This window comes from Undibacterium sp. Rencai35W, assembly GCF_049340185.1.
In the GTDB taxonomy this organism is placed as follows: domain Bacteria; phylum Pseudomonadota; class Gammaproteobacteria; order Burkholderiales; family Burkholderiaceae_D; genus Undibacterium.
In genome coordinates this window covers 126,793-146,070 of sequence record NZ_JBMPPC010000005.1, presented here as the reverse complement: position 1 = coordinate 146,070, position 19,278 = coordinate 126,793, and the positions used below count along the sequence as shown (strand labels likewise).

General features: G+C 52.1%; 17 protein-coding genes. 11 read left to right on the top strand and 6 right to left on the bottom strand.

Annotated elements, in window-relative coordinates; translation table 11 throughout:
* Positions 1-53 precede the first annotated feature (53 nt).
* The 4 genes from ACO0K3_RS12550 to mpl form a co-directional block, all read right to left on the bottom strand.
* Entirely contained in the window at positions 54-2,177 is a 2,124-nt protein-coding gene (locus ACO0K3_RS12550) for a ribonuclease catalytic domain-containing protein (RefSeq protein ID WP_422985059.1), read from the bottom strand.
* 173 nt (positions 2,178-2,350) lie between these two features.
* Positions 2,351-2,998, bottom strand: a complete 648-nt coding sequence (locus ACO0K3_RS12545; protein WP_422985057.1) for a chorismate--pyruvate lyase family protein — start codon at positions 2,996-2,998, stop codon at positions 2,351-2,353.
* Between the two features lie 32 nt (positions 2,999-3,030).
* On the bottom strand, positions 3,031-3,603 hold the full coding sequence (locus ACO0K3_RS12540) for a YqiA/YcfP family alpha/beta fold hydrolase (protein ID WP_422985055.1): 573 nt from the start codon (positions 3,601-3,603) through the stop codon (positions 3,031-3,033).
* A complete protein-coding gene (mpl, locus tag ACO0K3_RS12535; RefSeq protein ID WP_422985053.1) occupies positions 3,600-5,024 on the bottom strand; it encodes a UDP-N-acetylmuramate:L-alanyl-gamma-D-glutamyl-meso-diaminopimelate ligase in 1,425 nt (474 codons plus the stop codon). The genes ACO0K3_RS12540 and mpl overlap by 4 nt, the downstream gene beginning before the upstream one ends.
* A 306-nt stretch (positions 5,025-5,330) precedes the next feature.
* Between mpl and ACO0K3_RS12530 the strand changes: the two genes are divergently transcribed.
* The 7 genes from ACO0K3_RS12530 to ACO0K3_RS12500 all read left to right on the top strand — a co-directional run bounded on the left by ACO0K3_RS12530 (position 5,331) and on the right by ACO0K3_RS12500 (position 11,467).
* The gene (locus ACO0K3_RS12530; protein WP_422985051.1) at positions 5,331-5,924 is read left to right on the top strand and encodes a hypothetical protein; all 594 of its coding nucleotides are present in this window, start codon (positions 5,331-5,333) and stop codon (positions 5,922-5,924) included.
* The gene (locus tag ACO0K3_RS12525; RefSeq protein ID WP_422985049.1) at positions 5,921-6,460 is read left to right on the top strand and encodes a TlpA family protein disulfide reductase; all 540 of its coding nucleotides are present in this window, start codon (positions 5,921-5,923) and stop codon (positions 6,458-6,460) included. Before ACO0K3_RS12530 ends, ACO0K3_RS12525 begins: the two co-directional genes overlap by 4 nt.
* Before the next feature lie 67 nt (positions 6,461-6,527).
* Positions 6,528-6,965 carry a type II 3-dehydroquinate dehydratase gene (gene aroQ / locus ACO0K3_RS12520; protein WP_422985047.1) on the top strand — a complete coding sequence of 146 codons (438 nt, stop codon included), beginning with the start codon at positions 6,528-6,530 and terminating at the stop codon, positions 6,963-6,965.
* Between the two features lie 123 nt (positions 6,966-7,088).
* Positions 7,089-7,547 carry an acetyl-CoA carboxylase biotin carboxyl carrier protein gene (gene accB / locus ACO0K3_RS12515; protein WP_422985045.1) on the top strand — a complete coding sequence of 153 codons (459 nt, stop codon included), beginning with the start codon at positions 7,089-7,091 and terminating at the stop codon, positions 7,545-7,547.
* 152 nt (positions 7,548-7,699) lie between these two features.
* Entirely contained in the window at positions 7,700-9,070 is a 1,371-nt protein-coding gene (gene accC, locus ACO0K3_RS12510) for an acetyl-CoA carboxylase biotin carboxylase subunit (protein ID WP_422960301.1), read from the top strand.
* Positions 9,071-9,163: 93 nt separating this feature from the next.
* Complete coding sequence (gene prmA, locus ACO0K3_RS12505) at positions 9,164-10,075, top strand: 50S ribosomal protein L11 methyltransferase (protein WP_422985043.1); 912 nt, start codon at positions 9,164-9,166, stop codon at positions 10,073-10,075.
* Positions 10,076-10,087: 12 nt separating this feature from the next.
* Entirely contained in the window at positions 10,088-11,467 is a 1,380-nt protein-coding gene (locus tag ACO0K3_RS12500) for a DUF3426 domain-containing protein (protein ID WP_422985041.1), read from the top strand.
* Positions 11,468-11,478: 11 nt separating this feature from the next.
* On the opposite strand, the gene ACO0K3_RS12495 is transcribed toward ACO0K3_RS12500, so the two are convergent.
* Positions 11,479-12,402 (bottom strand): pseudouridine-5'-phosphate glycosidase, encoded by a 924-nt coding sequence (locus tag ACO0K3_RS12495; RefSeq protein ID WP_422985039.1) that lies wholly within the window; start codon positions 12,400-12,402, stop codon positions 11,479-11,481.
* 10 nt (positions 12,403-12,412) lie between these two features.
* Positions 12,413-13,504, bottom strand: a complete 1,092-nt coding sequence (locus ACO0K3_RS12490) for a PfkB family carbohydrate kinase (RefSeq protein ID WP_422985037.1) — start codon at positions 13,502-13,504, stop codon at positions 12,413-12,415.
* Between the two features lie 652 nt (positions 13,505-14,156).
* On the opposite strand from ACO0K3_RS12490, the gene rbsK reads away from it, so the two are divergent.
* The 4 genes from rbsK (at position 14,157) to ACO0K3_RS12470 (ending at position 19,270) form a co-directional block, all read left to right on the top strand.
* Positions 14,157-15,086 (top strand): ribokinase, encoded by a 930-nt coding sequence (gene rbsK, locus ACO0K3_RS12485; RefSeq protein ID WP_422985035.1) that lies wholly within the window; start codon positions 14,157-14,159, stop codon positions 15,084-15,086.
* A 220-nt stretch (positions 15,087-15,306) separates the two neighbouring features.
* Positions 15,307-16,308, top strand: coding sequence for a BMP family lipoprotein (locus ACO0K3_RS12480; protein WP_422985033.1), 1,002 nt, complete (start codon positions 15,307-15,309; stop codon positions 16,306-16,308).
* A gap of 305 nt (positions 16,309-16,613) precedes the next feature.
* Positions 16,614-18,191 carry an ABC transporter ATP-binding protein gene (locus ACO0K3_RS12475; RefSeq protein ID WP_422985031.1) on the top strand — a complete coding sequence of 526 codons (1,578 nt, stop codon included), beginning with the start codon at positions 16,614-16,616 and terminating at the stop codon, positions 18,189-18,191.
* A gap of 2 nt (positions 18,192-18,193) precedes the next feature.
* Positions 18,194-19,270 (top strand): ABC transporter permease, encoded by a 1,077-nt coding sequence (locus ACO0K3_RS12470; RefSeq protein WP_422985029.1) that lies wholly within the window; start codon positions 18,194-18,196, stop codon positions 19,268-19,270.
* Positions 19,271-19,278: the final 8 nt, after the last annotated feature.

Sequence of the window (19,278 nt, the reverse complement as noted above, 5' to 3'; positions counted from 1 at the left end):
TTTTTAATGTAAGGCGGCGATCAGAAGTCATCGACTATTCCTGCGGACTATGTTCAGTTTTCTGGCTGCGCCGGATTGACGTGATGCTCGGCCTGCTGCGACACGGTCAATGAGTCGATCGCATCAACTTCGCCTGACATTGTAGCGCCGTTACTTTCTTCCGTAACGGTCAATTCGCCAGCTTCGCTAGACTGATCAGCCATATCATCGGCCACGGCGGCAATCTCGCCATCCGCAGCGTCGTCTTCGACATCACCTAAGCCCTCTTCGGTCACGCTGGATAACATTTCCAGAATACGCGCTTCGACACTGAGATCTACCTCGTCCCAGCGCAGGATGTCGAGTTTGACCTGTGCGCCGCGCGCCATTTGCGGCATGCCCGGCAAACGGATGATCAGGGGAATATCGACCAGGCGCAGCACTTCATCCTTGAGCACTACGGCCTCAACCTGACGTGCCTCTTCTTGTTGCAACCAGCGCAGGCACCAGTATCTTTCCATGGTGGACTGGAAGTCGCCATAGGCGGAATACGCAGCGTCAAAACCGGATACGATTGCGAACAGGTCGGCGTCTTTGGGTTTAAACGGCGCGACCAGCGGTGCGGTTACGCCATTTTGTACGCAGGCGATGATTTGCCACTGATTCACCAGATCGGTATAGCGACGCAATGGCGAAGTACTCCATGCATATTGATCGACGCCCAGCCCCTGATGTGGCGCGGCATGGGTGACCATACGCACTTGCATCTTGGCGGCCCAGCCACCAGACCCGCCACCCTGCGCACGATAGATGCCGGGGATACCGTGATCGGCCATGAATTTGCCCCAGGTACTGTTCGCAAAAATCATCAGCTCGGCAACCATCTTATCCAGCGGCGCACCACGTTTGCGGCGAACGATGGAGACAACATCATTCTCAACATAAAAGTTGAAATCGACGCGGTTGGTTTGCTCTGGCTTAAGTCCGAAACCTTCGCGCTTCGCCATGCGACCCTGCTCAAGCACCAGCGCCCATTGCCAGATTCTGGCGATCTCAGCTTTGTGCGGATACTCGCCGCCATTATTTGCGAGATTGTCCTCGGTCACCAGTGCATCGAGATCGTTATGACGCAGATTCGATGCCATCGGTATTGCTTCGACCTTGGTTTCGGTGCTGACGACAGACCAGTCTGTTGTGTTGAGCGTCACATATAACGACAGCGCCGGACGTGTCTGGCCTTCGCCGAGCGTATAAGTCTCGACCAGCGCATCGGGCAACATCGTGATCTTGTCGCCTGGCATATACACAGTGGACATACGGGAACGCGCAATGGCATCGAGCGCATCACCGCGCTGTATACCCAGCGCCGGCGCCGCAATATGAATACCGACGCGTATCTGGTCGCTGCCTAACTCAACGACGGAGAACGCATCATCAATCTCGGTCGTGGTTACGTCATCAATCGAAAAAGCCTGCACATCTGCCACTGGCAAATCCGTCGGCAAAGCAGGAATAGGCGCTGCAGGAAACCCCACGCCCCTAGGAAAACTCTCAAACAGAAATTTAGAAAAGTGCAGGTCTTTCGCACTCGTCAGTCCGCCGCATGCCAGCATCAAGCGCGCTGGCGAAGTTTGCAAGGCATCGCAGGCTTCGGCCATGGCTTTATATTCAATGCTGTTTTTATCAGGCTTGAATAATAGTTGCAGCGCCAGTGATGTAAAGGCGGCAGGCAGGCGATGCTGCTTCAATTCCTCAACATACGTCGCCTGTACGATCAACTGCTGCTTCTTCTTTTCTATCCCTGCCAGAGCTGCCTTCAAGGAGGCTTCCGGTGCTTTTTTGTAGCGGCCACGGCCCTTTTTATAGAAGTAAACCGGTGAGCTATGCAACGCTAGAATCAGTCCAGCTGCCTCGTCGGGCGTCGGTGCGTGTCCAAAATATTCGGCACCCAATTCAGCAAAACCAAATTCATCCTCGCCCGCGACTTCCCATAAAAACGCCAGGTCAATCTCGGCCGCCAATGTTTTTGCCTGAGTCATCAATGTGGCAGGATCGGGAGAACCGAACTGCAACAGCACATCCTTCGCCTTGACTTTGCTACGCTTGCCGCTCGCCAGCTCAACCTGATACGCCTCACCCGCCTGCGACAAGACACTGCCCGCCTTGAAATCACCTGATTCTTCAAAAAATAAGTTCATGCAATACTTCTTTGATGCGCCGGTCGCCCGGCTATTGTTTATCCAATACAGATCTGACGTCGATGCATGAGCAGTACACTGCTTCGACACGCTGTCAATCTATAATCAATTTATTGCAAAAAGGGGGGAGTATCGCCCAATTTAAGCCCAGTCCGTAATCGATACGTCGTGGTTTAAATATGCTCCCCACCAGTATGCTTTAATTTCAAGTCTATAATCGCTGGTAGGAACACCTCCGTTACCAGCAAGCTACTGCCTTTACGACGAAACACCGATCGTCGTGCCAGCAAGCTAAATACGCCCTGCGTCAGTCCGGCTAACTCTTCAATAGCGGCAATCCTGCGCATCAGGGGATGCGACGGGCGCAAACGTGCGTACATCAGATCACCACGCGCCACCAGCGGATCGTTAAACAAGGTTGTCCCTAGAGAACGCTCACCGAGAGAGCGGAATAAAGGCCATTGCGTAGCACTCGCCGTCAACGGCACCACCGTATGCGCATAGACCATCGCTTGCCCGTCACAGCGCAAGATCACCTCTCGCTCATGCACTTTACGAACCACAGGCAAACCGATCTGCTCAGCCTCATCAGGCAGACACAGGGCACGGCGCTGGTACAGGCGCTGAACGCGAAACTGGCCGCAACGCGCTACCAGACGCGCAGTCAGCGAACCGCGGTTGGACAGCCAGTCCGCCATCAGAGGCGAGGCCTGTACGCCGTTCACATTGGCAAACCAGCGCGCATGAGCTGGCGTCACGATCAGCGACATGCGAGGAGTACCTTTATCCGCATGCTGATGTGCCGCGGCTTTGTGCTTCATGCCTTGGCTCATACTCTGCTTCATGTTTTGCGTCATGCTTTTTCATCGCAAAACACTATTACCTGATCGATATAATCAACAAAATCCGCCATACCATGATCACTGCCCTGAATTACAATCTGTTGAGCGCCGGGATAATGCGCGACCATCTCGCGCCAGTCCAGCACCTCATCTCCCGTCGCTGCCAGCAACAAGTAGCGTTCGGGCTGAGTAATGGCCACTACTTCGCAGGCACGTAACTCCGGCACATACTCCGCTTTAAACTCAAATATCTCGTCACTGTGATAAGCCGTCGTGACGCCGACGTATTTCTCCAGATCACGCGGCGGCTTGACGGCAGGATTTAACAGTACCGCTTTGCAGCCATAACGCTCCGCCAACCAGGTTGCATAAAATCCCCCCAGGGAGGACCCGATGATAGTGATCTCGCTGGGGAGATAAGCGGCAAGAATCTGCTCGGCTTGCTGGATTGCTAGCAAAGGCGAGGCCGATAGCTGCGGACAAACATAATCATCAGCACGGCCAAGGCGCTGCATATGCTCCGCCATCATGCGGGCTTTAAAGGATTGTGGCGATGAGCGAAAACCGTGCAGGTACAAAATCATGCTTGTGCAACCTTGCCCAAGGCATCCAGCAATTTTTGATGAATGCCGCCAAAACCACCATTGCTCATGACCAGAATATGATCACCTGGCTGCGCTTTGCTGACAATGTCTGCGACCAGCTCACTCAGATCATGATGAGCACTCGCCTTGTCGCCAAGCGGCTGCAAGGCTTCGGCCAGGTCCCAGCCCAGGACAGTTTTACCTGTGGCAGGTGCGCCATAAGCAAAAACCAGATCCGCCGCTGCCAGACTGCCTGGCAAAGCTTGTTTCATGGTGCCGAGCTTCATGGTGTTGGAGCGCGGCTCCAGTACTGCCAGAATGCGTGCCGCACCGACTTTACGCCGCAAACCCGCAACCGTGGTCGCAATCGCTGTCGGATGATGCGCAAAATCGTCAACGACGGTGATGCCATTTGTAACACCGCGAACCTCCATGCGACGCTTCACATTGACAAACTGTCCCAGAGCCTCAATAGCAATCGCCGGCGTGACGCCGACATGGCGGGCCGCCGCAATCGCAGCCAGTGCATTCAGGCGATTGTGCGCGCCATTCAATTGCCACTGTACCGTACCCTGAAATTCGCCATGATAGAGAACGTCGAAATCTTCGCCGTCTTTTAAGATCAATGACCAGCCTTGCTGCGCATCACTGTGTATATCCGCAGTGGGATCCACGCCGAAAAATTCTTTACTACTCCAGCAACCGCGCTCCAATACGCGCTGCAACGAACCTTCCTGCCCGTTCACGATCAGACAACCAATGCCGGGTACCGTGCGCACGAGATGATGGAACTGCGTTTCAATCGCGGTGATATCGGGAAAAATATCGGCATGATCGTATTCGAGATTATTCAGAATTGCGGTCTTGGCGTGGTAATGCACAAACTTGCTGCGCTTATCAAAGAAAGCGGTATCGTATTCATCAGCCTCAATGACAAAAAAATCGGATGCCGCCTGATTTAATGCCTGACCAGACAGACGCGCGGAAATACCGAAATTCAAGGGCACGCCACCGATCAAAAAACCCGGCGCATAACCGGCAGACTCCAGTATCCACGCCAGCATCGCCGAGGTCGTCGTCTTGCCATGAGTGCCCGCGACAGCCAAAACCCATTTATCCCGCAGGATATGTTCGCCCATCCATTGAGGACCGGAGATATAAGGCAAGCCACGATTCAGGATTTCTTCCATTAAGGGATTGCCGCGGGTGACGACATTACCGATCACATATAGATCAGGTTCAATGGCAATCTGTTCAACACCAAAACCTTCCGTCAATGTAATTCCTTGCGACTCCAGCTGCGTGCTCATCGGCGGATACACATTCGCATCACACCCCGTCACTTTGTGCCCCGCCTGTTTCGCCAACACGGCCAGACCACCCATGAACGTACCGCAAATACCTAATATGTGAATGTGCATAATTATTTAGTCAAACGAGCTAGCTGCGCGCAAATTTCAGAATCCCGCAATTCTACCTGAGAGATGCCTTTAACCCAGCTTTTCCATCAACCCGCCCATCTGTACGGAGGCACTGCTGAAATAGTAGGAACTCCATTCAATCCCATTGTTTTTTGATCCGCACGTTCATTGCCAAATTGCAAGCGCAGCGACAACGTTTACCTGGCTGGCAAATTGCCTGACCTTATTTTGAGAGTAAATCCGGCTTTACCTTAGCTTTAATCCAGCTTTAATCCGGGATTTCTCCTTTTGGTTTATCATGCCGACATGATGATAAGTACTCCTAGAGAAGCCGAATCCCTGCGCGCCGAAATCGCTGCGCTGGCGGCTCGCATGATTGCTGAAGATGGCGCAGATTATGGCTCCGCCAAGCGCCGCGCTGCCAAACAATTGCTAGGCAATCAAAAAGTTCGTGGCGATGTCATACCCGACAATCAGCAGATTGAGCAGGAAGTACGTGAATACAATGCCATCTTTTTTGGCGACACCCAACCACAGCGCTTGCTGGAATTGCGCGAAATTGCTCTGGATGTAATGCAACTACTGGAGAGGTTCAATCCATATCTGGTCGGCGCCGTCATGAATGGCACCGCAGGTGATCATTCCGACATCTATTTGCATTTATTTACCGACAATGGCAAAGATGTCGCCATTTTTTTGCTGAATCAAGATATTCGTTTTGAAGTAACCGAGAATACCTCAAGCAAGCGGCATGAGCCGGTTGAGACCTTAAGTTTTATGTATCAGCAAGAGGGAGTGCATCTGGCGCTTTACAATCATGATGATTTGCGCGCCGGAGGTCGAAATGAGCGCGCAGGCATGGCCGCAGTGGCGGCATTAATTTCAGAAAGTCAGGAATGAATAAACGTTTTTTCTTCGCCGCCGTTTTGGTCGCGATTGCATCAATCACATTTGGCGTAGTCGCCGCCAACAAACAGCTGGCGCCTTCAGCCCCCAAAAACGCCAGCGTGGCGCAATTGCTCGCACTATCCTTGCCTGACAGCAAGGGACAAATCCAGAAACTCGCACAATGGCAAGGGAAGTTTTTATTGGTTAATTTCTGGGCAACCTGGTGCGGACCTTGCGTTCAGGAAATGCCAGAACTGTCCGCATTACAAAAAGACTTGGCCAGCGCCAACGTTCAGCTTCTGGGCTTGGGCATTGACAGCCCCACCAATATCGCTGACTTCGCAAAAAAATATCAGATTACCTACCCCTTATTCGCCGCTGGCATGGAAGGTACCGAGTTATCTCGCCAATTGGGCAATCAGGCAGGAGGATTACCGTTTACCGTACTGATCGCCCCGGATGGCTCGGTGGCAAAACAATATCTCGGTCGTCTGAAAATGGATGAATTGCGGGCCGATATAAGTAAACTGACTAAAGCAGCCAAATAGTTTTCCTTGCCAATCCACTACAAATAGCGGCAAAATGCGGCTATCTTCGTGAAACAGAATTGATAATATGGCAAGCAAACTGCTGCTGCTGAATGGTCCGAATCTGAATTTGCTAGGCATCCGTGAGCCGAAAGTCTATGGCGCAACGACACTGGCCGAGCTGGAAAATGCCGCACAAAACCAGGCGCAGCAAGCCGGAGCAAGCCTGATCTGTTTCCAAAGTAATCACGAAGGCGCCCTGATTGACAGGATACATGCTGCGCGTACAGAACAGATTGACGCCATCATCATTAATCCGGGCGGTTTGACGCACACCAGCGTTGCTTTGCGTGACGCACTTGCCGGAGTTGCGATTCCTTTTATTGAGGTACATATTTCCAATGTGCATCAAAGAGAACACTTCCGGCATCACTCTTTTCTTTCCGAAATAGCCAAAGGCGTGATTTGCGGCCTTGGCACTGAAGGCTATCGATTAGCGATTGACTTTAGTTTAAAAAATCTTTAAATTCTTGCATCTTCACGCAATTTACATACATTGGCTTTGATATAGCATATAATTGCGTGCATTCCAATAACGCTTGCTGAACTAATTTTTGAGTTCAGACGCATCTTCACCAGGGGATTTCACATGGATTTAAGAAAACTCAAGACTTTGATTGATCTCGTTGCCGAGTCCGATATTGCCGAACTTGAAGTCACTGAAGGCGAAGGTAAAGTCAGGATTGTTAAAACCTCTGCCGTTCCGCAAAATCAAGTCGTGATGATGCAACCTCAGCACATGCAACAAGCAGCACCAATGGCAGCAGCACCGGTCGCCGCTGCCAGCGCTCCGGCAGCTCCGGTTGTACCCGAAGGTAACATCGTCAAATCTCCTATGGTAGGCACGTTCTACCGCTCTTCCGCTCCAGGCTCCGCACCATTCGTCGATATCGGCAAAAACGTCAACGCTGGCGATACCCTGTGCATTATTGAAGCGATGAAACTGTTGAACGAAATCGAAAGTGATTTCAGCGGCACCATCAAACAGATTTTGGTAGAAAACGGTCAGCCAGTCGAATACGGCCAGCCTTTGTTTATCGTTGGCTAATTCAAGACTCTAGCCTGGACATCGTTTTAAGATAGGCCAAGATATCAAAACGGCTAAACTCAGTATTCCACATTGCGTACTCGCTGAATTTTGTACCCAAGTGAGCATACTGCCTGCAACGCTGCAAGCAAGGTTACTGCAAAATTTATATCATGTTTGAAAAAATTCTAATCGCCAACCGGGGGGAAATCGCGCTACGTATCCAGCGCGCCTGCCGTGAAATGGGCATCAAAACCGTGGTCGTTCACTCTGAAGCAGACCGTGAAGCAAAATACGTCAAGCTGGCTGATGAGTCCGTCTGTATCGGCCCGGCACCCTCGAATTTAAGTTACCTCAGTATGCCGGCAATTATCAGCGCCGCTGAAGTGACTGACGCACAAGCGATTCATCCAGGCTATGGCTTTTTGTCTGAAAATGCCGATTTCGCAGAGCGCGTAGAGCAATCCGGTTTTGTCTTCATCGGCCCGCGTGCAGAGTCTATCCGCCTGATGGGCGACAAGGTATCTGCCAAACACGCCATGATCAAAGCAGGCGTACCTTGCGTACCGGGGTCCGAAGGCGCACTTCCTGACGATCCTAAAGTCATCGTGCAAACGGCACGTAAAGTCGGCTATCCGGTCATTATCAAGGCGGCTGGCGGCGGTGGCGGGCGTGGCATGCGCGTGGTCCACACTGAGGCAGCGTTGCTCAACGCGGTCACCATGACCAAAACAGAGGCTGGCGCTGCATTTGGCAATCCTGAAGTGTATATGGAGAAGTTTCTGGAGAATCCGCGTCATGTGGAAATCCAGATCCTGGCGGATCAGCACGGCAGTGCCGTCTGGTTAGGCGAGCGCGATTGCTCTATGCAACGTCGTCACCAGAAGGTCATTGAAGAAGCACCGGCACCTGGTATCCCGCGTAAGATCATCGAAAAAATCGGCGACCGTTGCGCTGCAGCTTGCCGCAAGATCGGTTATCGCGGTGCAGGTACATTTGAATTCCTGTACGAAAACGGCGAGTTCTATTTCATCGAAATGAATACCCGCGTTCAGGTTGAACATCCGGTAACCGAAATGATCACCGGTATCGATATTGTGCAGGAGCAGATCCGTATCGCGTTTGGTGAAAAACTACGGGTACGCCAGAGCGATATCGAACTGAAAGGTCATTCTATCGAATGCCGTATCAATGCAGAAGATCCGTTCAAGTTCATACCATCACCAGGACGTATCACATCCTGGCACGCACCTGGCGGCCCTGGCATTCGGGTAGACTCACATGCTTATGCTGGCTATTTTGTTCCGCCAAATTATGATTCCATGATCGGCAAGGTAATCTCTTACGGCACGACCCGCGAACAGGCGATTCGTCGCATGCAGATTGCGTTGTCCGAAATGGTAGTAGAGGGAATACAGACCAATATTCCTTTGCATCGTGAGCTGATGGTCGATGCGCGATTCATTGAAGGCGGCACCAATATTCATTATTTAGAGCACAAGCTGGCAGAAATGCCTGATCTGGCAAAGAAAAATAAATCTTAGATCCGGCTTCCGGATTTTCGAACTATAAGTAAATCAGGACGCAGCAGATCTATTGGTCTGCTGCGTCCTGATGTAGTAAACAAGGATATAAAAATGGGTTGGATAGAAATTGTCATCGAAGTAGCGCGCGATCATGCGGAAAGTCTGTCAGATGCATTGATGGAGGCAGGTGCGTTGTCCGTTTCTGTTGAAGATGCTGATGAAGGTACCGATGCAGAAAGACCTTTATTCGGCGAGCCTGGCATGGAGCCGGAAGAAGCCGCATGGGATCACAGCCGCGTCGTTGCGCTGATCGCAGAAGACGCAGATCCCGTCGCTATCCTGACCGCAGCATCGACTGAAGTCGGCCTGCCGACTATTCCAGCCCATACAACCCGTACCGTCGAAGAACAAGACTGGGTGCGACTGACGCAATCCCAGTTCGACCCTATTCATATCGGTAAAAACATTTGGGTCGTACCAAGCTGGCATGACATTCCAGATCCTGATGCACTCGTGCTTGAGTTAGATCCTGGACTAGCCTTTGGTACTGGCAGCCACCCTACTACCCGTCTCTGCATGGAATGGCTGGAAGCCCACGCACCGAAAGATTTGTCCGTATTAGATTACGGTTGCGGCTCTGGCATTCTCGCGATGGTTGCGAAAAAACTCGATGCACGCGCTGTGGTCGGTGTCGATATTGATCCGCAAGCGATAGAGTCAGCGCAATTCAATGCAGAACGCAATCATTGCGACATCACGTATGCGCTGCCAGAGACTTTTGCGGCCTCACATCCGATCGGCGTACAGTTTGACGTCGTTGTCGCCAATATTCTATCCAGCCCGCTCAAAGTTATGGCACCGATGCTGGCAGGTCGCGTTGCTGAAGGCGGCGCGCTGATTTTATCTGGCGTCTTAGCCCGGCAGGCTGAAGAAGTTGCTGCAGCCTATGCGCCATTTATTCAACTCACCGTCTGGGCAGAGCACGAAGGCTGGGTAGCCTTGTCCGGTCGCCGTTCAGTCTAAGGACGCACAAGCATGGCACTAGCCACTCAATGCCCTCACTGCCATACAACCTTCCGGGTTGCCAATGATCAGTTGAAGCTGCATGGTGGTCTTGTGCGTTGCGGTTCGTGCCAGCAAACTTTTAACGGCATTGAGCATTTGCTGGCACCTACCGCAGCTACTCCCCCGGCGACTCCGTCCGCCCCACACCCCACTGTTACTCCGGTCATTTCAACCACTTCGACCACTTCGACTAATCAGATCGCGGCCAATCCAACGCCAACTCCCGACGTCATTGCGCCAGCACCTACTGAGATTGCAGCGCCGGCAATTGCGGAGCAAGCATCGGAGGCAATGCCGCAAGAAGAACCGAGCCATACGGCAAGTGTTGAAGCCTTGGAAGTAACCTCTCCGGAGGCGCTTGTCGATAAGGCTGAAGCGCATTCTCCGGCAATCGTGGCAACTACGGATGCGAATAGCGAAGCCCCATCAAGCATTGACGATCTTGATTTTGATATGGGTGTCGAAGATCTTGACGCACCATCAGCGAGTGCTCAACATATCGTGTCAGCGGATGACACGCTCGATGATGAAAAAATCAATCAAGTTGAGCTGGAGACACGTATTGCTTTAATGGATGAGCCTTCATGGTCAGCTACAGAGGCATCCGGCGAGGCAACAGAATCAGATAACAGACAAGAACCGCATTTAGATAATTCCGGCCCAACTGCCGGTGACAATGCGCATGATCCTCAGGACGAGGAGGTCTATTCCGGCGAGCCGGAGCAGCATTTGCATGACGGCTTAGACTTTGATACCAGCGGCAAATCCGACTCGATTACCGATGAGTTATCACAGCAAGAACAACAGCCGGAGCATGAGGCAGAATTACCAGGCTTTGTCATCGCCGCAGAAAAAAACAAAGGACGCCGTCGCTGGATCCGTATTGCGATGATCGTTTTATCCCTGCTTATGCTGTTGTCACTAACAGGCCTGGTCAGTTACAGCGCTCGCAATCAGATCGCGGCTTGGTTGCCGCAGACAAAACCTACATTAATCGAGGGCTGCAAATTACTAAAATGCCAGATCAGCCTGCCCGCACAGATCGATCAGATTTCGATTGAATCAAATGAGCTGCAAGCGCTGTCTGCCGCCAGAAATGTTTTTACTCTGGCCGTACAATTGCAAAACAAAGGGTCGCTCACGCAAGAATGGCCAATGCTAGAGCTGGTGCTGAACGATGCAAAAGACAAGCCCGTTCTGCGCAAAGTATTTGTACCATCCGATTACCTGAACAATAAAAACGACCTGCCTAAAGGTTTTTCCCCTTCTAGCGAACAATCCGTTAAATTGTATTTTGAGTTATCCGACATCAAAGCTGCCGGATATCACGTGAGCATTTTTTATCCTTGATGTAGCACGTATCAAGCAGCCTGATTCAGAGCATTCAACGCGACCGCCAGACGCGAACCAACTACCGCGTTATTTTTGACCAGAGCAATATTCGTGACCAAGCTGCGACCTTCCGTCAATTGCTTAATCCTGTGTAATAAAAATGGGGTGACTGCCTTACCGCTGACACCCTGCTGTGCCGCTTCCTGCAAAGCCTGTTCTGTAATCTGATCAATCTCGGCCTTTGGCATCGCCTCAGTCTCTGGCACCGGATTGGCAATAACTACACCGCCCCGCAAACCCAGACTCCATTTACAACGCACAAAACTGGCCTGCTCCTGCGCACTATCTAAACGGAAGTCCGCTTTGAAGCCGCTATCGCGAGTAAAAAACGCCGGGAACGCCGTCTGACCGACGCTAACGACCGGTACGCCATGGGTTTCCAGATATTCCAGTGTCAGCCCCAGATCCAGTATCGACTTTGCACCGGCACATACGACTGCGACCGAAGTTTGGGCTAGTTCCTGCAAATCGGCAGAGATATCAAAACTGGTTTCAGCTCCGCGATGAACGCCACCGATACCGCCGGTGACGAATACCTGTATTCCCGCCAGCTCCGCACAAATCATCGTCGCCGCCACAGTAGTCGCACCGAGCTTGCCGGTCGTGAGCACATACGGCAAATCACGGCGACTGACTTTCATCGCGTCCGGTGCGCTGGCAAGCTGTTCAAGCTCAGCGTCAGACAAGCCAATCCGTATCTTGCCTCCGATGATCGCAATCGTCGCTGGCACCGCTCCCGACGCACGAATCAACTGCTCGACTTCACGCGCAGTCTGACCGTTTTGCGGGTAAGGCATGCCATGGGAAATGATAGTGGATTCCAGGGCGACAATCGCCTTGCCCTGTGCTTTTGCCTGGATGACTTCTTCTGAAAAAACGAGATGGTTTTGCATAATGTATTTCTTATTTAGGTAAATTTATCAAAGTATCAGGAGTCAGGTCAGGGCAGACAGTTGCAGCACTTTGTAAGGTCAGCGCAGCCAGATGCAATCCGCGCTGTGCTGCCGATATCATGTCCGTATCGTCATGGCACAGCGACCAGCAAACCGCCGCGGCAAACGCATCACCTGCGCCGGTGACATCACAGACATCCACGGCTGGCGCATGTAATTGATGCCATTCCGCGCCGTCGGTCAGCATGACGCCAGCCTCGCCCAAAGTGACAATGACATCCTGTACGCCTTGTGCCTGCACTAAGCGACAGGCATGCTTAATGTCATCCTCGGTATCAAGCGTTTGCGCTACCCGGGTTCCCAGCTCGGCCCGGTTGAGTATCAGCAACCTGACTCCTTGCAAGTTGTCAGGCAGGAGGCTCATCTTCGGCTGGGACACGGCAACCAGAACCAGCGGGTGACCGCAACGGATCGCTTCAGCCTGCAAATAGTCAATACTGGATTTAGGCAAATTCAGATCCGCAACGGTCATCAGGGCGACCGCCCTTTGCGTCTGCCGGCTCGCCAGAAAAGCTACATCAAGCTGTTCACACAATTGCATATGCGCCAGTGCCAGCACCATTTCACCATCGGCATCGAGAATCGCGGTGTAGCTGCCACTACCCTGACCGCTCAGCGTCAGGCTGGCACTGGTGTCCATCCCGGCAACACGCGCCTGCGCCAGCAAACTAGCACCGCTCGCATCGTCCCCCACAGCGCAGATCAGGCTCACGGCACTGCCAAGGCGGGCGAGATTTTCAGCAATATTGCGCGCCACACCGCCAAAACTCTCGTGCTGGCTGACCGGATTCGACGTCCCCATCTGTAACGTCCCCACAGTCCGTACTTTGCGGTCGATATTAGCCCCGCCGATGCACACCACCGGTCTGCGCTCAGGAAATACATAGGCACGCCCCAGCAAGCGTTTTTCGCGAATCAGGCTGGCGATATGACCTGCCACCGCTGAACGCGATAATTGCAGCCGCTCTGCCAGCTCCTGCTGCGAGATAAACGGCTGGGCATGAATAATTTGATATACCTGTTCTTTTTTTGATTCGATCACAAGGCGTCCAAAAGTAAGGCATTAATACAATGATGCAAAAAAATACAACCGTGAAAACGGTGAAGTAAAGAGGACTTACGCAAAACGACAATCTAATCACCACCAAGCACATTGAATCCGCAGGCTGGATGCGGCTTCCAAAAGGTTTTCGTGCCAACAGGCGCACCCCGCTTGCGGATTCGTTTGGGGGAGCTCCTAAAAGAGTTTCTAAAAAAACTTCAACCGATATTCCATAGAATCGCTTACTTCTGTCTTTTCCCCGTATCGCCGTGCCACTGTGTCTCCGTGGTAAGAGGTCTTGGTTTTTGCGTAAGTTCTATAAAAATAAGATAAAACAGCGGAATAAAACAAACATTTGTCTACAATATTAAACAAATGTCTTTTTTTCGTCAAACTCTTCGTCCAACTCGTCGTCACATGGTCATTAATTCCCTCACCATTTGCAACCGGATGCCACGCTGGCAGAGCATTTATTACATGATGATTTGACATGGCTAACTATCCCGTCCAAAATTTGCAACATTTTGAATTTGAAGCAAAATTTCAACGCTTTGCAGATTAGTTCTTGACTTGCATAAGCCCACCATAGTTAAATAGGAAATCGATTGCGCAAACGATTGCGCGATCATTTTTTTAGCCAAGAGATCGTCAAATGAAGCCACGCATCGCCGTTGTTGGTAGCGTCAATATGGACCTGGTGTTTCGCACCCCTCGCATGCCCGCCGTCGGCGAAACCATGCACGGTCATGAATTCTGTCAAATCCCCGGTGGTAAAGGTGCAAATCAAGCGGTAGCGGCAGCACGTCAGGGGGCGGAAGTCAGCTTTATCGGCGCAGTAGGCAATGATGGTTTTGGTGAATTTTCTCAAGCCTGTCTGGCAAAAGAAGGCATAGAACTCAGCCATCTGGCAACGATCAATGGCGTCGCTACCGGCGTCGCAGGCATTCTGGTCGAGGATAGCGGCAACAACAGTATCGTGCTGGCAGCCGGCGCCAATGCGCGCGTCAGCGTGGCCCAGGTAGAGAGCGCCAGCACCGCGATCAGTGCGGCAAAGCTCTTGCTCTGCCAGCTCGAAACGCCTCTGGCCAGCGTAGAACGTGCGATTCAGATCGCCCATCAGCATCAAGTCGGCGTTATCCTGAATCCGGCTCCCGCACAAGACTTATGTGACGACATTTTGCAACTGGTTGACTATCTGGTGGTGAATGAAACAGAAGCATCTCAGCTCAGCCACATCACGGTGACCGACCAAAACACTGCCAAATCAGCTTCGCAGGCACTGCTAAAGCGTGGTGTAGGCACTGTCCTGCTGACCATGGGTGAGCACGGCGTCATCATTACAGATAAAACAGGTAGCCAGTTTATCGCCGCGATCAAAGTTGACGTCGTCGATACGACAGCAGCGGGCGATACCTTTGTTGGCGCATTCGCGGTTGGTCTAGCTAATGGATTGAGTGTGCTCGATGCCAGCGGCGAGGCGCAATATACGGCAGCACTGACGGTGACCAAACTTGGTGCACAAACCTCCATCCCGCATCGTCAAGATGTACTGGAATTTATGCAACGCCGCCAAGCGGCTTAGCTAACACTAATTTCGCAAAAGTAGCTTAACCGGATGCTGACATTAGACCAGTCAGCTCAGCATCACGGCAACAAATTTTGAAATAAAATCGGCGCTGCCTGACTGGAATAGAAAGACCATGTTAGGCTTGCTAGCCGCTGGTAAAAATACGCTTGAACTGATTTGAACCTGCCTGGCCAAGCAGTCATCTCCAACGAATACGACCGACGAGGATATACCGATGAAACTGAAGCATCTTTGCCTGACCATGACCGCTGTATCGAGCCTGTTCGCCGCGAATGTATACGCCGCGGACCCTAAGCTGGCGGTGATTTACGATGCAGGCGGCAAGTTCGACAAATCCTTCAATCAGTCGGCCTCCGAGGGCGCAGAACGCTTCAAAAAAGAAACTAAAATCTCGTATCTCGAAGTCCAGGTTGCCAGCGACACCCAGACCGAACAGGTGCTTCGCAATCTGGCACGCAAGAACGTCGACCTGATCGCCGCGATCGGTTTTGCTCAGAGTCAGGCAGTTCAGAATATTGCCAAAGAATTTCCAAAAACCAGATTCGTCCTGATCGATGGCGTCGCCACAGGTGATAACGTCAGCTCCGTCCTGTTCAAGGAACAAGAGGGCTCTTATCTGGTTGGTGTAGCCGCAGCAATGGCGAGCAAATCCAAAAAAATCGGTTTCGTCGGCGGCATGGACATCCCGCTGATCCGCACCTTCTCTTGCGGCTACGCGCAAGGCGCCAAAGCCATTGACGCTAAAGTCGATGTCACAACCAATATGGTCGGCACCACGACGTCTGCCTGGAACGATCCGGCTAAAGGTGGTGAGCTGGCGCGTGCCCAGTTTGAACGTGGCGTCGATGTCGTCTTTGCGGCAGCGGGTGGCAGCGGCATGGGTACACTGCAAACTGCAAAAGAAAAAGGCAAGCTGGCAATCGGCGTGGACTCCAATCAAAATTATCTCTATCCGGGCACCATGCTCACCTCGATGGTGAAACGCGTTGACCAGGCCATCTATGACAGCTTCATGCAAATCAAAAATGGTAACTGGAAAGCTGGCGTCATCAGCAAAGGCTTGAAAGAAGGCGGCGTAGACTGGGCGTTAGATAAAGACAACCGCAACCTGATTACGCCAGAAATCGAAAAACGTGTGAACGCCGCCAAGCAAGATATCATCAGCGGCAAAGTCAAAGTGATCGATTTCCGTGAAGGCAGTAAGTGCCCGGTTTGATACCGACTTGATACCGATTTGATGCTGGATTCATGTCAGATTAATTGGCCAGCGAACCAGCAAATAGATATAGGGCTTAGGCAAAACTGTTCCAGCTAGGCGTGCCGACGAAGACAGTGCTATGGCACGGCGGCAACAACGACGCTGGGGCGGTTTTGCATAAGTCCTAAGATAAAGAGAGATTGATGTAAGACCGCTGCCCATATCTGCAAAGATGATGGGCAGAATAAATTGCCGGTGATCGTCAGTCCTCTGTTGCCATAACCATAGCCATCCTCATTCAGCTCATTTTTTACCATCCCTGTATGCAAGCAGCCGTAGAATTCCAGCAAATATCGAAACGCTTTGGCGCAGTGCATGCCAATCGTGATGTGAGTTTTTCTATCGCGCCAGGCAGTATTCATGGCGTTATAGGCGAAAACGGCGCAGGCAAATCGACACTGATGAGTATCCTGTACGGCTATTATCGCGCCGACAGCGGCAAGCTACTGATCAACGGTCAGGCTCAGCACATCCGCAACAGTCAGGAAGCCATCAAGCTCGGTATCGGCATGGTGCATCAGCACTTTATGCTGGTAGAAAACATGACGGTACTCGATAACGTGATGCTCGGCTCCGAGGGTGGCTTCCGCCTCGCTGCCCATCGCACCGAGGTAGAGAAAAAGTTACGTGAAATTTGCCAGCGCTATGCACTGGATGTTGATCCTCTCAGCAAAATTCAGGATCTTTCCGTCGGCTTGCAGCAACGGGTTGAAATTCTCAAACAGATCTATCGCAGTGCGAATATCCTGATCCTCGATGAACCGACTGCGGTTCTGACCGTGCAAGAAACTGCCTCGCTGTTTGCCGTATTGCGTATGTTTAAAGAGCAGGGTAAAACCATCGTCCTGATCACGCACAAGCTGCAAGAAATTCTCGACATCACCGATCAGGTAACCGTGATGCGCGCCGGTACTGTGGTCGGCTCCGTTGCAACGGCAACGACGAATAAAGAAGAACTCGCCAACCTGATGGTAGGTCGCCCGATCCAGACACAATTGCCGCGTGGGCCTTATGCGCCGGGTCAGCCAGTGCTGGAAGTGAAGCATCTGAATTTGCGTAGTAAACAATCTGTCGAACTACTGAAAAATATTAATTTCACCCTACGTGCAGGTGAAATTGTCGCCATTGCCGGCGTCTCAGGTAACGGCCAAAGCGAATTGCTGGAGATCCTGTCCGGCATGCGTTTGCCAAGCAGCGGTGAAATGCTCATGCAAGGCAAGACATTACCAATCGCCAGACGCAAAGACGCCGACGGACTGCCAGCAACGTTCCGCCAGCTCGGGATCGCGCATGTGCCGGAAGACCGCTTGCGTGATGCGGTTGTGAAGAATTTTTCGGTGATGATGAATAGCTTTCTCGGCTATCAGACACAGGTCAAAAAACGGTTCGGCTTGCTGGATCTCAAAGGCACGTTGGCGCGCTGTACGGATCTCTTGAAAAAATTTGATGTACGCCCGGCCGATCCTGCCCTGCGTATCGCCTTGCTCTCAGGCGGTAACCAGCAAAAAGTTGTCATTGCCCGCGAAATCGCTGCAGCACCTAAATTAATGCTGATCGGACAGCCGACCCGTGGCGTAGATATCGGCACCATCGAAAATATCCATGCACAAATCCTGGCAATGCGCGATGCAGGCGTCGCAATTTTGCTGGTCTCGGTCGAACTCGAAGAGGTCCGTGCGCTGGCCGACCGGATTCTGGTCATGTCCGACGGCTGCATCACGGGTGAACTGATGGCAGAAGAATTCGACGCAACACGTATCGGCCTGCTGATGGGCGGCTCCGCTACTCAGCCGGCGCACTCAACCGACACGGCGCGTCCGACATCACAGAGCAATGCATAGCCATGAATAATAACGAATTGCCACGCTGGGCTACAGCGATCGCCCTACCGCTTCTGAACTTGCTCTCCGCATTGCTAGTGGCTGCACTGGTTATCTACCTTCTGGGAGAAAGTCCGGTTGAATCGCTGGGTATTCTGCTTAACGCGGCGGTACTCAATCCTGAGGGTTTGGGTTATACCTTGTTTTATGCATCGACATTCATTTTTACCGGCTTGTCCGTCTCCATCGCAATGCAAGCGGGTTTGTTCAATATCGGCAGTGAAGGCCAGATGTATGTCGGCGGCCTTGGCTTAACGCTGGTGTTGCTGGCGCTCGACGCGAGTCTGCCGGGATGGTTGCTGATTCCTCTGGCAATCATCGGCAGCGCGGTGTTTGGCGCGACCTGGGCGTATTTGCCCGGCTATCTGCAAGCCAGACGCGGCAGTCATATCGTGGTGACGACCATCATGTTTAACTTCATCGCGGCCAGCCTGATGAATTTTGTGATCGTCACTTATCTAATTCCAACCGGTCAGCAAAACCCCGCCAGCCGTGTGTTTGCAGAAGCTGCCTGGTTACCGAAATTGAATGCAATATTGCCCGTACTTGGCGAAACACCGCTGAACATCAGTTTCGTCCTGGCGCTGGTCGCGCTGGTCATCTATGGCATCGCGGTGTGGCGCTCTGCCTGGGGCTATCAGTTACGCGCCACGGGTCTGAACCAGCATGCCGCCCACTATGCGGGTATCTCGATCACAAAAACTATTGTCATCGCGATGTTGATTTCCGGTGCTCTCGCTGGCCTGGCATCCGTGAATTCCCTGATGGGGTCAACGCATTATCTGAACCTGAATTTCCCGGCAGGCGCTGGTTTCATCGGCATTGCGATTGCCCTGATGGGTCGTCAGCATCCGCTCGGCATTTTGCTGTCATCAATCCTGTTCGGCGCGCTGATTCAGGGCGGCTTTGATCTGTCGCTGGAAAAACCGAATATCCCCACCGAAACCTTCATCTTTATCCAGGGTCTGATCATCTTGTTTTGTGGCGCCATGGAAAACCTGTATGCACCGGTGTTAGCGCGCCTACTTAAGCGGAACTGAAGCGGAGT

Coding starts and splice junctions, on each gene's coding strand:
- ACO0K3_RS12540 (WP_422985055.1), bottom strand. CDS start 3,603: ATGATTTTGTACCTGCACGGTTTTCGCTCATCGCCACAATCCTTTAAA.
- prmA (WP_422985043.1), top strand. CDS start 9,164: ATGGGTTGGATAGAAATTGTCATCGAAGTAGCGCGCGATCATGCGGAA.
- ACO0K3_RS12550 (WP_422985059.1), bottom strand. CDS start 2,177: ATGAACTTATTTTTTGAAGAATCAGGTGATTTCAAGGCGGGCAGTGTC.
- ACO0K3_RS12525 (WP_422985049.1), top strand. CDS start 5,921: ATGAATAAACGTTTTTTCTTCGCCGCCGTTTTGGTCGCGATTGCATCA.
- ACO0K3_RS12495 (WP_422985039.1), bottom strand. CDS start 12,402: ATGCAAAACCATCTCGTTTTTTCAGAAGAAGTCATCCAGGCAAAAGCA.
- ACO0K3_RS12475 (WP_422985031.1), top strand. CDS start 16,614: ATGCAAGCAGCCGTAGAATTCCAGCAAATATCGAAACGCTTTGGCGCA.
- ACO0K3_RS12500 (WP_422985041.1), top strand. CDS start 10,088: ATGGCACTAGCCACTCAATGCCCTCACTGCCATACAACCTTCCGGGTT.
- rbsK (WP_422985035.1), top strand. CDS start 14,157: ATGAAGCCACGCATCGCCGTTGTTGGTAGCGTCAATATGGACCTGGTG.
- aroQ (WP_422985047.1), top strand. CDS start 6,528: ATGGCAAGCAAACTGCTGCTGCTGAATGGTCCGAATCTGAATTTGCTA.
- accC (WP_422960301.1), top strand. CDS start 7,700: ATGTTTGAAAAAATTCTAATCGCCAACCGGGGGGAAATCGCGCTACGT.
- ACO0K3_RS12480 (WP_422985033.1), top strand. CDS start 15,307: ATGAAACTGAAGCATCTTTGCCTGACCATGACCGCTGTATCGAGCCTG.
- ACO0K3_RS12470 (WP_422985029.1), top strand. CDS start 18,194: ATGAATAATAACGAATTGCCACGCTGGGCTACAGCGATCGCCCTACCG.
- ACO0K3_RS12545 (WP_422985057.1), bottom strand. CDS start 2,998: ATGAAGCACAAAGCCGCGGCACATCAGCATGCGGATAAAGGTACTCCT.
- mpl (WP_422985053.1), bottom strand. CDS start 5,024: ATGCACATTCACATATTAGGTATTTGCGGTACGTTCATGGGTGGTCTG.
- accB (WP_422985045.1), top strand. CDS start 7,089: ATGGATTTAAGAAAACTCAAGACTTTGATTGATCTCGTTGCCGAGTCC.
- ACO0K3_RS12530 (WP_422985051.1), top strand. CDS start 5,331: ATGATGATAAGTACTCCTAGAGAAGCCGAATCCCTGCGCGCCGAAATC.